At 43.8% G+C, this 12766-nt stretch carries 15 protein-coding genes; 8 read left to right on the top strand and 7 right to left on the bottom strand.

The annotated features are described in order from the left end of the window. Positions 1-7 precede the first annotated feature (7 nt). The 5 genes from J8L84_RS08835 to def all read right to left on the bottom strand — a co-directional run bounded on the left by J8L84_RS08835 (position 8) and on the right by def (position 4691). Positions 8-352, bottom strand: coding sequence for a hypothetical protein (locus tag J8L84_RS08835; protein ID WP_211070355.1), 345 nt, complete (start codon positions 350-352; stop codon positions 8-10). A 126-nt stretch (positions 353-478) separates the two neighbouring features. Further along, on the bottom strand, positions 479-1858 hold the full coding sequence (gene trkA, locus J8L84_RS08840; protein ID WP_013782523.1) for a Trk system potassium transporter TrkA: 1380 nt from the start codon (positions 1856-1858) through the stop codon (positions 479-481). 24 nt (positions 1859-1882) lie between these two features. Continuing rightward, complete coding sequence (gene rsmB / locus J8L84_RS08845) at positions 1883-3217, bottom strand: 16S rRNA (cytosine(967)-C(5))-methyltransferase RsmB (RefSeq protein ID WP_211070356.1); 1335 nt, start codon at positions 3215-3217, stop codon at positions 1883-1885. Continuing rightward, on the bottom strand, positions 3217-4173 hold the full coding sequence (gene fmt / locus J8L84_RS08850) for a methionyl-tRNA formyltransferase (protein ID WP_211070357.1): 957 nt from the start codon (positions 4171-4173) through the stop codon (positions 3217-3219). The genes rsmB and fmt overlap by 1 nt, the downstream gene beginning before the upstream one ends. 8 nt (positions 4174-4181) lie before the next feature. Continuing rightward, positions 4182-4691 carry a peptide deformylase gene (gene def / locus J8L84_RS08855; RefSeq protein ID WP_013782526.1) on the bottom strand — a complete coding sequence of 170 codons (510 nt, stop codon included), beginning with the start codon at positions 4689-4691 and terminating at the stop codon, positions 4182-4184. Positions 4692-4907: 216 nt separating this feature from the next. On the opposite strand from def, the gene J8L84_RS08860 reads away from it, so the two are divergent. From J8L84_RS08860 to J8L84_RS08890, 7 genes are all read left to right on the top strand, one after another. Beyond that, positions 4908-5981 (top strand): LysM domain-containing protein, encoded by a 1074-nt coding sequence (locus tag J8L84_RS08860; RefSeq protein ID WP_247670648.1) that lies wholly within the window; start codon positions 4908-4910, stop codon positions 5979-5981. Between the two features lie 33 nt (positions 5982-6014). Then, positions 6015-7172, top strand: coding sequence for a DNA-processing protein DprA (gene dprA, locus J8L84_RS08865; protein WP_247670649.1), 1158 nt, complete (start codon positions 6015-6017; stop codon positions 7170-7172). Between the two features lies 1 nt (position 7173). Then, positions 7174-7650 (top strand): DUF494 family protein, encoded by a 477-nt coding sequence (locus tag J8L84_RS08870; RefSeq protein WP_013782529.1) that lies wholly within the window; start codon positions 7174-7176, stop codon positions 7648-7650. A gap of 23 nt (positions 7651-7673) precedes the next feature. After that, positions 7674-8225, top strand: coding sequence for a topoisomerase DNA-binding C4 zinc finger domain-containing protein (locus J8L84_RS08875; RefSeq protein ID WP_211070358.1), 552 nt, complete (start codon positions 7674-7676; stop codon positions 8223-8225). 21 nt (positions 8226-8246) lie between these two features. Further along, the gene (locus J8L84_RS08880) at positions 8247-8822 is read left to right on the top strand and encodes a Sua5/YciO/YrdC/YwlC family protein (RefSeq protein ID WP_211070359.1); all 576 of its coding nucleotides are present in this window, start codon (positions 8247-8249) and stop codon (positions 8820-8822) included. Next, the gene (gene hemF / locus J8L84_RS08885) at positions 8819-9763 is read left to right on the top strand and encodes an oxygen-dependent coproporphyrinogen oxidase (protein ID WP_211070360.1); all 945 of its coding nucleotides are present in this window, start codon (positions 8819-8821) and stop codon (positions 9761-9763) included. The genes J8L84_RS08880 and hemF overlap by 4 nt, the downstream gene beginning before the upstream one ends. A 165-nt stretch (positions 9764-9928) precedes the next feature. Beyond that, positions 9929-10603: an OmpW family outer membrane protein gene (locus J8L84_RS08890; RefSeq protein ID WP_211070361.1), complete on the top strand. Its 675-nt coding sequence runs from the start codon at positions 9929-9931 to the stop codon at positions 10601-10603. 101 nt (positions 10604-10704) lie between these two features. Here the strand turns inward: J8L84_RS08890 and J8L84_RS08895 are convergent, their stop codons facing one another. After that, positions 10705-11136, bottom strand: a complete 432-nt coding sequence (locus J8L84_RS08895; protein ID WP_211070362.1) for a group II truncated hemoglobin — start codon at positions 11134-11136, stop codon at positions 10705-10707. 25 nt (positions 11137-11161) lie between these two features. On the opposite strand from J8L84_RS08895, the gene aroE reads away from it, so the two are divergent. Continuing rightward, positions 11162-11989 (top strand): shikimate dehydrogenase, encoded by an 828-nt coding sequence (aroE, locus tag J8L84_RS08900; RefSeq protein WP_211070387.1) that lies wholly within the window; start codon positions 11162-11164, stop codon positions 11987-11989. A 27-nt stretch (positions 11990-12016) separates the two neighbouring features. Here aroE and J8L84_RS08905 read toward each other — a convergent pair whose 3' ends face one another. Then, entirely contained in the window at positions 12017-12571 is a 555-nt protein-coding gene (locus tag J8L84_RS08905) for a gamma carbonic anhydrase family protein (RefSeq protein ID WP_211070363.1), read from the bottom strand. Between the last annotated feature and the right edge of the window lie 195 nt (positions 12572-12766).

Consider the following 12766-nt stretch of genomic DNA (forward strand, 5'->3'; position numbering starts at 1 on the left):
TGATTTGTTAGTAGTAGCGACCGTAATAACGGTGGTAGTAGCGACAATTGCGATACTCTCGCCAGTTATATCGTAGTAAGTCTCGGCAGGTATAACCCGGACGCCAATTCGTACCTTGATATTCTTTCGGCTTGACCCCTTTATCCAGCATGCTTTTAATATAGGCGTCTACTTCCTCAGGCTTCTCGGCTAAAAACGGTTTAGACATAACTTCAGCATTTAATAGAGCTTGCATACGTGCAAGTTCATCGTCTTCATCTGATTGGCTAACTGCGGAAAAAGAAAGTAATAAACTAGAAAATAACAAAGCAAGTGTGGGTATGGGGAGTGAGGTAAATCCGTTTTTGTACATTTCCGTTAATCCTATAACGACCTGAGAAGGTAATTATTGATCACTTTTTGTACAATTCGCAACGGATTATTTAGGATTATTTCTAGTAGCTATTTCACTACCTTTACGGCTTGGCGTATGTGTTTGTTATCCAAAGAAGAATGCGCTGGGTTGGAACAGTTTTTCTACATCGCCTATATATTTTTTGTCGACTAAGAACAGAATAACGTGGTCATTTGCTTCAATAAGCGTATCACTATGGGCAATAATTACTTGGTCGTCTCTTACTACCGCGCCTATGGTAGTACCAGGAGGCAGTTTAATTTTACCGATTTCTTTACCCACAACTTTAGAGGTATTTTCATCGCCATGGGCAATCGCTTCTATTGCCTCTGCTGCACCACGACGTAAAGAATATACGTTTACAATATCTCCGCGTCTAACATGGGTAAGTAGGGCCGAAATAGTCGCTTGCTGTGGCGAGAAAGCAATGTCTATTTCACCGCCTTGTACTAAGTCTACATAAGCACTACGTTGAATCAGTACCATGGCTTTTTGTGCGCCCATGCGCTTGGCCAACATGGCAGACATAATGTTAGCTTCATCATCATTAGTCACCGCAATGAATGCATCGACTTGCTCGACATTTTCTTCACTGAGTAACTCTGGATCCGATGCATCACCGCTAAAGACAATAGTTTTGTCTAAGTGGGCAGAAAGGTACTTTGCTCTTTCGTGACTAAACTCAATCAGCTTTACGTTATGTTTGTGTTCAAGCTTTTTCGCTAGCCCTGCGCCAATTAAGCCACCACCGGCTATCATAATGCGTTTATAGCTAGACTCTAATTTTTGAAGTTCACTCATTACCGCACGAATATGCTTTGTTGCAGCAATAAAGAATACTTCATCATCGGCTTCTATAACCGTAGTACCCAGTGGTCGAATAGGGCGACCACGGCGATATATTGCTGCCACCCGCGTTTCCACATTAGGCATGTGGTCTTTAAGCGCGGATAACGCATGACCTACTAGTAAACCACCATAATACGCTTTTACCGCCACTAAGCTGGCTTTACCGTCAGCAAATTCAACAACCTGCAAGGCGCCAGGGTAGTCTATAAGCCGTTTAATGGCTTTAGTCACTAGTTGTTCAGGGGCAATGATATGGTCTACAGGAATGTCCTGCTGCTTATAGAGTTGTTCTTGGTAAATAATATATTGTTCTGAGCGAACGCGAGCAATCTTGGTTGGGGTTTTAAATAAACTAAAGGCAACTTGGCACGCAAGCATATTGCTTTCATCGCTGTTCGTTACAGCGATAAGCATGTCGGCATCTTCTGCGCCGGCTTTTCGTAATACGTCAGGGTGAGAGCCCACCCCATTCACCACTTGTAAATCTAATCGGTCTTGAAGCGCACGTAGGGTATTAGGATCTGAATCGATAACCGTAATATCGTTCTTCTCGCCTACAAGGTTTTCAGCAAGTGTTCCGCCAACCTGACCTGCGCCTAAAATGATGATTTTCATCGGTGTTTATGTGCCTTATTGCTTTTATTTGCTCAACGACTTTACCAGTCTCGCATAGTAGAAACCATCCATTTGTTGCTCACCAGGAAGGATTTGTCTACCAGGGTTACTCGGAGTTTCCGTTTTTATAACAGGTACTAATGTGGCATCTGCATTGCGCTCTAAAAATGCGCTAATCTGTTGGCTATTTTCTTGTGGCAGAATAGAGCAGGTGGCGTAAAGCAGTGTGCCACCGGGCTTGAGTGTTTGCCATAAGCTAGTCAGTATTTCAGCTTGTAGTGCTGCAAGTGCATCAATATCACTCGACTTTCTTAGCCAGCGAATATCAGGGTGGCGTCGTATAACACCTGTGGCAGAGCAGGGTGCATCAAGCAAAATTCGGTCGAAGTGTTGTCCATCCCACCATGTATCAGGCTTAGCAGCATCGCCTTGCTTTATAACCGGCAGATTGGTTTGTGTATGCTGCAGGCGGGTCATGTTTTCTTCAACACGCTTTAGGCGATTCTCGTCAGCATCAAGGGCAAGGCAATAGGCTAAGTCGGGAGTACGCTCAATAATATGACCTGTTTTACCACCTGGTGCGGCGCAACAATCTAATACGCGCTCATGTGATTGGGCATCCAAATAATGGGCTGCAAGCTGAGCTGCACCATCTTGTACAGCAAAGTGACCTTTTTCAAACCCTGGAAGCCCGGTTATATCTTCACGGCCTTCAAGTCTGATGGCATCTGGGTGTGCAGCACTTAATGAATAGCTAACCTCAGCAGCATCCAATGCGCCAGTGTAATCGCTAATAGATATTTGTTTGGTATTAACCCTTAGCCAAATTGGCGCCATGGCATTGGTAGCTTCTCGCACGGCATCAGCATCTTGACCATAGGCATCTTCTAGCGCCTTAAATAACCACTTGGGTAACCCACTGGCAATAATGGGGTTATCGATAGGCTTGTTAACCAGTTCTTGTCGCATGAAGTTGCGCAGTACAGCGTTCACTAAGCCTTTTAATGCTGTGCCACCTAAGTAAGGCGAGGCATTAACGGTTTCGCCCACTGCAGCATGTTGGCTTACACGAGAAAACGCTAACTGGTATAACCCCAACAAAATAAGGTGCTCTATTACTTTTTTATTCCCTTTTAGAGGGCGGTCGAGTAACTCTCGTAACCAATGCTGCAATATGGGAAGTTTACGCATGACGCCCAAAGACATTTCTTGGATCCACGCATTGTCTCTAGGGTGATGGCGACGTTGAACTCGCTCTAGGCAGTCTCTTGACGATTTACCTTGTTCTAGAATTTGATATATCACCCATGCACAATCGGCACGAAGGTTTTTTTGTTTCGGTAATGGAGTGGGTTTCACTATTCTTCCGTACTGGCGATGCAGTTTCCTGGTGCGAACCAGTCTTTGCGAGCATTAACGACATCTGCAGCGGGCAATGCTTTTTTCCCAGGTATTTGCAGGGTGTTGATTCGAAGGGCACTTGAGCCCGTAGCTACCACAATGCCGTGCTTGTCAGCTTGAATGATAGTACCGGGGGCATGTGAAGTCGGTAGGCCATCAACCACATCCACCGACCAAATTTTAATATTTTGCGACTCAATTTTAGTCCAAGCTACAGGCCATGGATTAAAAGCGCGCACGTTTCGTGCAATTTGCGCTGCGCTATCGTGCCAATTAATAAAAGCTTCTTCTTTGGAAAGCTTTTTGGCGTACGTTGCTTCGCTATCATCTTGCTTCACAGGTGATAGGGTGTCGATATTGTTTACGACATCTAATAATGCAGTAGGGCCAAGTTCTGCAAGCTTCTCGTAAAGCGACGCACTTGTATCGCTTTCGCTAATAGGCAAGGTGGCTATATGCAACATGTCGCCGGTATCTAGTCCTTCATCCATCTGCATGATAGTAACGCCAGTCTCGCTATCACCGGCCCATATCGACCGTTGGATAGGTGCAGCACCACGCCACTTAGGCAAAATTGAGCCATGCACATTAAGGCAACCTAATTGGGGAGCATCAAGTACGGACTTGGGTAAAATTAACCCATAGGCAACCACAATCATTATATCGGCATTAATGTCTGCCAATATTTGCTGCGCTTCGTCATTTTTTAAGCTGGCTGGCTGATAAACTGGAATCTCATGTTCTTGAGCAAGCACTTTTACGGGGCTTGGTGTAAGTTTTTTGCCTCGTCCAGCAGGACGGTCTGGTTGGGTGTACACCGCAACAACGTCGTGAGTGCTAGATAATAAAGCACTCAGATGCTGAGCAGCAAAATCCGGAGTGCCGGCAAAAATGATGCGTAATGGTTTTATCAAAACTAACCTCAGTCGCGTGCAGCTAAACGTGCTTCTTTTTCAAGCTTTTTACGAATTCGCTGGCGTTTAAGCGGAGACAAGTAATCAATAAACAGTTTGCCTTTTAGATGATCCAATTCATGCTGAATACAAATCGCCAATAGACCGTCTGCTTCCAACTCAAATGCTTCACCATTTTCATTCAGTGCTTTTACCGTAATTTCTTCTGCGCGCTCAACTTTGGCGTAGTTGCCTGGAACCGAAAGACAACCTTCTTCACTAATAGTGCTGCCGTCTTTTTTGGTGATTTCCGGGTTGATAAAAACACGAGGCTCGTCTTGATCTTCCGCTACGTTCATTACAACAACTTGAACATGTCTGTCGACTTGAGTAGCAGCCAAACCAATTCCATTCTCGTCTTTCATGGTTTCAAACATATCTGAAACCAATTGTTTAATGTCGTCATTCACTTCTTCTACCGGTTTTGCTACGGTACGAAGTCGCTCATCGGGAAAACTTAATACGTCTAAAATTGCCATGTGTCGCTTATTTAACCTTTTCGCTGTATAAATTCATATACGATCTAGTCGCTCGCACCCTTTACAGTGCCTTTTGAGTTACTATTCTAACGTATATCGAGTTATATCGTGCAGTTTTTTGCTGCCGCGCCACAGTATTGAGGCACAATATCGATATAGTAGTATTGTCTGAAATTTCAACAGTAAATGGCAGTGGAAAAATTGCGGAAGGTTAATTTGAAAAATCGATTGAAGAATGCAACACGTGCAATGGTAATAGTAGTGGCGTGTTTTGCCGCATTTTCAGCAATGGCCAAACCGCTTAAAGAATCTGCGCCCGATACTTACACAGTTCAACAAGGTGATACCTTATGGGGCATCGCTAATCTTTTTTTAAATCAGCCATGGCTGTGGCCTGAACTCTGGCGTCACAACACCCAAATAGATAACCCGCATTTAATTTACCCCGGTGATGTTATCTCGGTGTCTTATATCAATGGTGAACCCGTATTTTCGATAAATCGAGATAAGCCAACCTTAGTGCTTTCGCCTGGTTCTACCCGAAGAGTTAAGAGTGCACCTATAGAAACCCTATCATGGTCGGTATTAGCCCCTTATATAAAACAACACACGCTGGTTTCTGAGGAAGAGTATGAATTACTCCCTCATTTATTAGGGAATCACGATGGTAATGTGAGTTTTGTGTCTAACGATCTAGTGGTAAGCCAAAAAGAAAACCGCACTGAGGATCAGTATCAGGTGGTAAGAAAGCAATCTATTATACGCAATATGCAGGGTAAGGTGCTTGGTGTGCAACTTACCCATGTAGCAAAAGCTAGCTTAGAGAATGACGTGTCATTGCCAAACGCTAGAATGGTGAAGCTTTCAGATTCAAATCAGGAAGCAAAACGTGGAGATAAGCTACTTACGGGTAACTTTACGTTAGACGATGATTTAGTTCTGCAAGAAGCAACATCACAACGAGGGTTTGTAATTGGCGACTTACACGATCACGACTTACTCGGCCGTTACGATGTTGTGGTTTTAGATTTAGGCGCGGGTGAGCTAACAGCGGGTACCGTAATGGGCATCTACGCTGGTGGGCCTGACATCATAGATGGCGAAGAACCTCAATACGCAAGCAACCGTGATGTCATAAAAGGAAACGGGCTTTTTACCGATAAAGTACAGCAACCTGCACTTAAAATTGGTGAAGTCATTGTGTTCAAAACTTTTGATTCAGCGAGCTACGGCATTATAACTCGAGCAAAAGAAGGCGTAAGACGCGGCTTCATTGTGGCAAAACCCTAATACGTTATTGCCGCTTATTATTTAGGAGCGGCAATGACAACTTCCCTACCACATGAAGCAAGTAGTGATGCTGTTCAAGTATTAGATAAAACCTTATGCAAAGAACAGATGGCGTGGCTGACAATGGCGTCAGCAATAAATATCGCAACAGGGAAGTGGCTCAAGGCGCTTGAAGCACACTCTCTTAGCGAAGTAGCATTGCTAGATGGTTTTCACAAAACTGCTTTAACCTCGGGTGTTCTTCATACCCTTACACAATCAATATCTCTCAACTTACTTGAAAAAGCGAAACACTGGCACGCTTCACATGCAAAACATCATATCGTTACCCTAGGGTGTGCTCATTACCCTGAACTATTAAAAACCCTGCCAAACCCACCACTGGTGCTATTCGTTATAGGTAATATTGATACCTTGGTAATGCCCCAAATAGCGATAGTAGGGAGTAGGCGAGCTAGCCATCAAGGTAAGCAAATTGCTACTGAATTTGCTGAAGCACTAGCAACTAATGGGGTAGCCGTAACCAGTGGGCTGGCTGCAGGAATAGATTCAGCTGCCCATACAGGTGGGTTGGCGTGCGAGGGTGGCACTATAGCGGTAATGGGTACGGGGCCTGATATTGTCTACCCCCCTAAAAATGTATCGCTACACCGCGACATAGTAAACGCTGGTGGCGCCTGTATTACCGAGTTCTTTCCTGGGGTATCTGCCAAGCCTTGGCATTTTCCCAGAAGAAACCGAATAATTGCGGCTATGTCACTTGGAACCTTAGTAATAGAGGCAAAAATAAAGAGTGGCACCTTGATAACTGCGAATTTGGCCGCAGATATGGGGCGTGAAGTATTTGCAGTTCCAGGAAGTATCTTCCATGCTTACTCCGAAGGTTGTCATTGGTTAATTCAGCAAGGCGCTAAGTTGGTTACCTGTGTTGATGACATTTTCGATGAAATTGTAGTGTCTGCTGGTGAGAGAGAATGCCAGAGCGAAGCGTTAAGTAAAAAAAGTGAAGTGAATAACTTGGCAACCGATAAATTATTAGATAGTGTGGATTACGACATCACCGCTATTGATGTTATAGCGCAGCGCTGTACCTCTCCTGTTAATGAGGTTATGGCATCATTATTAGAATATGAGTTGCGTGGTTTAGTAGCCGCTGTCCCTGGTGGCTACATTAAATTGAGGGGAAAATAATATGTTCGATATCCTCATGTACCTGTTTGAAAACTTCATTCACAGTGAAACTGAAATTCGAGTCGATCAAGACGAGCTTACCGAGGAGTTGGTACGCGCGGGTTTCCATCATGATGAAATCTACAAAGCATTAGCGTGGCTTGAAAAGCTAGCGGCTTTGCAAGAAACAGATATTAAGCCTTATTTTTGTAAAGGGATTAGTACCAGCCTCAGTCGCATTTATACTCATGAAGAGCAAATGCGATTAGACGTAGAGTGCCGTGGCTTCTTGCTATTTTTAGAGCAGGTGGGCGTGGTAGATGCGTCAACGCGAGAAATGGTAATAGACAGAGTAATGGAAATAGACTCTTCTGAATTTTGTTTAGAAGACCTAAAGTGGGTAGTGCTCATGGTACTGTTTAATGTACCAGGTAAAGAAAAAGCCTATGCACAAATGGAAGATTTATTATTTGATGAACCTGACGGCGTGTTGCACTAATGTGCATCATGTCGTGCTAGTTTATGTCAAAAATTGATCATTCACTTTTCTCTGCGCACGAACATGCCTTAGAAGACGCTTTCGGTGATTGCCCCGATTGCGGTAAACCACTGCATATAAAAAACAGCAAATCAGGCCCTTTTATTGGCTGCACAGGTTACCCAGACTGTCATTTCAGCAAGCCATTACACGATAAACAAACCACCTTATTAAAAGTACTTGATGGCGTTAGCTGTCCAGAATGTGATTCTACATTGGCTATCAAAAAAGGCCGCTTTGGTATGTTTATAGGCTGTACCAATTTTCCTGAATGCCACTATATCTCACCCATTAAACAGCAAGAAGACACCCACGTTACTTGCCCTAAGTGTAAAAAAGGGCAACTTACATCACGTACTAATAAATACGGTAAGCAGTTTTTTGCATGTGATCATTATCCCCATTGTCGTTATGTGCTAAATTTCACGCCAGTAAATGAAGCATGCCCCGATTGTGACTGGGCCGTTCTGATAAAAAAGAAAGGCCAAATTTATTGCCCTCAGCCAGGGTGTGGCTTCAAAAAAGACGATAAATAACACCTACAGAGAAAAGCATTAATGAGTATCCCGACCAAGGGGCAAATAGACACTAACGATCCAATTGTTACCGCGTTTAAAAATGGTGACTTATTGGTTTACCCTACCGAAGCGGTTATGGGCATAGGGTGCGACCCAGATAATGAAGCGGCTGTAATGTCCCTTTTAGCGTTGAAGCAGCGCCCTATAGAAAAAGGGGTAATCTTAATTGCTGCTAACTATTCTCAGCTATTACCCTATATAAATGATGAAGCCATACTTCAGCACAAACGTACTGAAATTGTGTCCAGTTGGCCTGGGCCAAATACTTGGCTGCTACCTAAGTCTGCGTCGGCACCACTATGGTTAACCGGCAAGCATGAGAAAATAGCGGTTCGAGTAAGTAACCACCCAGTGGTTAGAGCATTATGTGAAAAGCTAGGAAAGCCGCTGGTATCTACGAGTGCCAACCTAACTGGCCAACAACCCGCAATTACCCAGCAAGAAGCAACCGATATATTTGGTGATAGTGTTTTCTATATTGATGGGGAAGTAGGTGGCCACGCTAAACCCAGTACCATCCGTGACGGCGATACCGGAGAGATAATAAGATCATGATTGACCCCCAACACATAAATCAACAGTTAGACGGTAAAGACGCGGCTGAAGTGATAGAACAAGTTAAAGCGTATTTACTGTCATTACAGGACAACATTTGCCAAACCCTTGAGCTTGCCGATGGTAAAGGGCAGTTCAAAGAAGATTCGTGGGTTCGCGAAGAAGGCGGTGGTGGTCGTTCTCGTGTTATCAAAAGCGGTGCTGTGATAGAGCAGGGTGGAGTGAACTTTTCTCACGTGTTTGGTAGCCAAATGCCGGCGTCAGCCACGGCTAACCGCCCTGAACTGGCCGGTAGAAACTTTCAAGCCATGGGGGTCTCGTTGGTTATTCACCCACATAACCCTTATATTCCTACATCTCATGCGAATGTGCGCTTTTTTATCGCCGAAAAAGAAGGTGAAGCACCTATTTGGTGGTTTGGCGGTGGGTTCGATTTAACCCCGTTTTACCCCTTTAAAGACGACGTAGTGCATTGGCACAATACCGCTAAGAAATTATGCGCCCCCTTTGGTGAAAACGTGTATGGAAAATATAAGAAATGGTGTGATGACTATTTCTTCTTAAAGCATCGAAATGAAACCCGCGGTGTAGGTGGCTTGTTCTTTGACGATTTAAACGATTGGGGTTTTGAAACGTCATTCAACTTTATGCAAGCGGTAGGAAATGGTTTCGTTGATGCTTATGTTCCTATTGTAGAAAAGCGTAAGAATACGTCGTACGGCGAAAGAGAGCGTGACTTTCAGCTATATCGCCGTGGTCGCTATGTAGAGTTTAACTTAGTATTCGATAGAGGCACCTTGTTTGGGCTCCAAACTGGAGGCAGAACCGAATCAATCTTGATGTCTATGCCACCACTTGCCCGATGGGAGTATTGCTATACGCCAGCGCCGGGTAGCGCGGAAGCAAAATTAACCGACTGGCTTCAGCCTACAAACTGGTAATATTTTGCACCATGGGTTCTCCCTGTGGTGCCAATCTCTTGATCCACATCAAATTTCCTCATTGCCATGGTATATAGCTAGATTGCACCTTGCGCTGGATCAAAGGATTTTCTTTTTAAACGTATACAGTGTCGTCATTATCATTAAACACATGAGAGACACACAATGCGTACACACACACTTTCAGCCATATGTATTTCTTTAGCGCTTGTCGCCCCTTTTGCTTCAGCCCATGAAAAGGGTGACTGGTTAGTTCGTGGCGGATTAACAACAGTAGCGCCCGATGAGTCAACCTCAAACATCATTGCAGGTGGTAGCGATTTAGGTGTAGCACTGACTATCGATAACGATACCCAGTTGGGATTAAACGTTGCCTATTTCATTACCGACAATATCAATGTTGAATTATTGGCCGCAACACCGTTTACTCACGACGTAAATTTTTCGGTAAGCGATCCACTAGGTACAGGTAATACATTGGGAGAGGTCACGCACTTACCCCCTACTATTACTGTTAACTACTACTTCAACGACGCTAACTCAGCATTTCAGCCATATGTTGGTGCGGGTTTAAACTATACCTTTATCTTTGATGAATCATTTACTGCTGCAAATAAGGATGCAGGGCTTGAGGATTTATCTTTAGATAACTCTGTAGGCATTTCTGCACAAGTAGGCATGGACTATCAAATAGATAAAGAGTGGCATGTAAATGCGTCAGTACGTTACATCGATATTAATACCGAGGCGTCATTTACCGTAGGTGGTGCAGAAGGTAGCGTAAACGATATTGATATCGACCCTTGGGTTTATACCTTGTCAGTAGGTTACACATTCTAAGGTTCGTTTAATAAGGTAAGTTGCCTTAAACAAGCAGCTTAGCAAGGCGTAAAACCTTATATCGTAATCTGAAGCGTTCCGTAATTTAACGGAGCGCTTTTTTATTTACTATTAATCATATGTTCGGCAAGTTGGTCCAGGGCACTCAGAAGTTGCTGCGCCAAAGGAAGGTCATCAACCGTCTCGTGCATGGCTTTGCGCATACAATACATCCACTGGTCTTTTAATTCAGGTGTAACACTAAAAGAAAGATGCCGTGAACGTAACCTTGGGTGACCATATTGTTGCTGATAGGTGTCAGGTCCGCCTAACCACAAACTTAAATAAAGAAAAAACACTTCTCTAATTCTATCTGTTGGCTGAGGATGAATGGCGTAAAGCTCCTTCGCAATAGGATCATCACGCATAACATCATAAAAGCGCTTTGCCAAAAGGCGTACCTGATCTTCTCCACCTATACGGTAATATGGTGTAGTCTCTGACACAGCAGGTTTTTCCTTTCGTATCGATTTAAAGAAGTTAGACATTCCCATGACAGACAGCCTTATTAATAATCCAATGAAAAAGTTTGCCGTTTTCGGTAACCCTATTGTTCAGAGTCTATCACCAACTATTCATGAAATGTTCGCTAAGCAATGTGGCGAACAAATTAGTTACGAAAAAATCCTTGCGCCAGAAGATGGTTTTACGCCTGAAGCGAAGGCATTCCTAGCGCAGCCGAGCGCAGTGGGTTGTAATGTCACTATGCCGTTTAAACAAGATGCCTTTGCCCTTGCCAGTGTAGACGACCAGGCTGCGTTAGACGCAAAAGCAGTTAACACCTTAATGAAGCGCAGCGATGGCACTGTTGCAGGTTTTAATACCGACGGGGTGGGGCTGGTGAATGATTTACTTAACCACGGCGTACAGCTACAAAATAAACGTGTGCTATTAATAGGTGCAGGTGGAGCAGCAAGAGGCGTGATAGCGCCACTTATTGCTTCAGGCATAGCGTCGTTACATCTTACTAACAGGACAAAGGCTAAAGCAGAAATAGTGGCAAGTGAAACGGGCGGAGGAAAGGTTAAGGTTGTTGGTATAGAAGACTGCGATACAGTAGCCCCACATATTATTATCAATTCAACCGCAGCGAGTTTAAGTGAAACACTGCCTTTTGATATGAACGCCACGCTATTTGCAGAATGTGAAACAGCATATGACATGGTTTATCGTGCAGAGCCTACTCACTTTATGCAGCAAGCATTATCATTAGGTGCTTCACGGGTGCTTGATGGTTTAGGTATGCTGGTAGAACAGGCTGCTGCATCATTTACGATATGGACAGGTTACAAACCACAGACCAGTGCGGTAATTGATGTATTACGTAGTCAGTTAAAGGCAAAGTAATCGAGACTCATATAAATAAGCAGGCTGTTAAGCCTGCTCTTCTCTATATTCATCTTTTAGTTTTACGTAGTTCAATGCTGATTGTTTAAGAAAGGCTGTCTCGCTTTCCTTTAATGGGCGTTTCTTAACGGCAGGGTTCCCTACATATAAGTAACCACTCTCAAGTCGCTTATTCGGTGGTATTAATGCACCGGCTCCAATAAAGACATCGTCCTCAACAATAACGCCGTCCATAACAATAGCGCCCATCCCTACCAAAATACGATTTCCAAGCACACAGCCATGAAGCATACATTTATGGCCCACAGTAACATCGTCACCAATAACAAGTGGAAAACCGTCTGGGTTGGACACAGATTTACGAGATACATGTAACACACTGCCATCTTGAATATTGCTGCGTGCACCAATCGAAATATGATTAACATCTCCACGAGCAGCAACTAATGGCCAGATACTGGCATCGTCGCCTAGGGTAACGTCGCCAACGATAACGGCAGACTCATCTATATAACAGCGATCACCGAGTGTGGGAGACGTTGATTGATAGGTTCTAATTGTCAAAATTGCACCTTTATACATAAATTCATCAATAGTGATTGCATTAAAACAGAGAACAGGGGGAAAGAACCAACCTTATTCCACCATTATTTCAGTAAAAGGTGGCAAGGTGAGAAAGCGGTTATCAGTAAAAAACCGAAATTATGTGCGATTTATAGGCTGTGCGGTTGGTATTTTAAGCAGTTAAACGAAATGTGACACTTTTTTTAAAACAGA

The sequence above is a fragment of the Alteromonas sp. MMG017 genome (assembly GCF_018100795.1).
Taxonomy (GTDB): Bacteria; Pseudomonadota; Gammaproteobacteria; order Enterobacterales; family Alteromonadaceae; genus Alteromonas.

Bases quoted from the DNA above. Each gene is read 5' to 3' on its own strand.
- J8L84_RS08870 (WP_013782529.1), top strand. From the start codon at position 7,174: ATGTTCGATATCCTCATGTACCTGTTTGAAAACTTCATTCACAGTGAA.
- J8L84_RS08880 (WP_211070359.1), top strand. From the start codon at position 8,247: ATGAGTATCCCGACCAAGGGGCAAATAGACACTAACGATCCAATTGTT.
- J8L84_RS08835 (WP_211070355.1), bottom strand. From the start codon at position 352: ATGTACAAAAACGGATTTACCTCACTCCCCATACCCACACTTGCTTTG.
- def (WP_013782526.1), bottom strand. From the start codon at position 4,691: ATGGCAATTTTAGACGTATTAAGTTTTCCCGATGAGCGACTTCGTACC.
- J8L84_RS08905 (WP_211070363.1), bottom strand. From the start codon at position 12,571: ATGTATAAAGGTGCAATTTTGACAATTAGAACCTATCAATCAACGTCT.
- aroE (WP_211070387.1), top strand. From the start codon at position 11,162: ATGAAAAAGTTTGCCGTTTTCGGTAACCCTATTGTTCAGAGTCTATCA.
- dprA (WP_247670649.1), top strand. From the start codon at position 6,015: ATGACAACTTCCCTACCACATGAAGCAAGTAGTGATGCTGTTCAAGTA.
- hemF (WP_211070360.1), top strand. From the start codon at position 8,819: ATGATTGACCCCCAACACATAAATCAACAGTTAGACGGTAAAGACGCG.
- J8L84_RS08890 (WP_211070361.1), top strand. From the start codon at position 9,929: ATGCGTACACACACACTTTCAGCCATATGTATTTCTTTAGCGCTTGTC.
- trkA (WP_013782523.1), bottom strand. From the start codon at position 1,858: ATGAAAATCATCATTTTAGGCGCAGGTCAGGTTGGCGGAACACTTGCT.
- J8L84_RS08875 (WP_211070358.1), top strand. From the start codon at position 7,674: ATGTCAAAAATTGATCATTCACTTTTCTCTGCGCACGAACATGCCTTA.
- J8L84_RS08895 (WP_211070362.1), bottom strand. From the start codon at position 11,136: ATGGGAATGTCTAACTTCTTTAAATCGATACGAAAGGAAAAACCTGCT.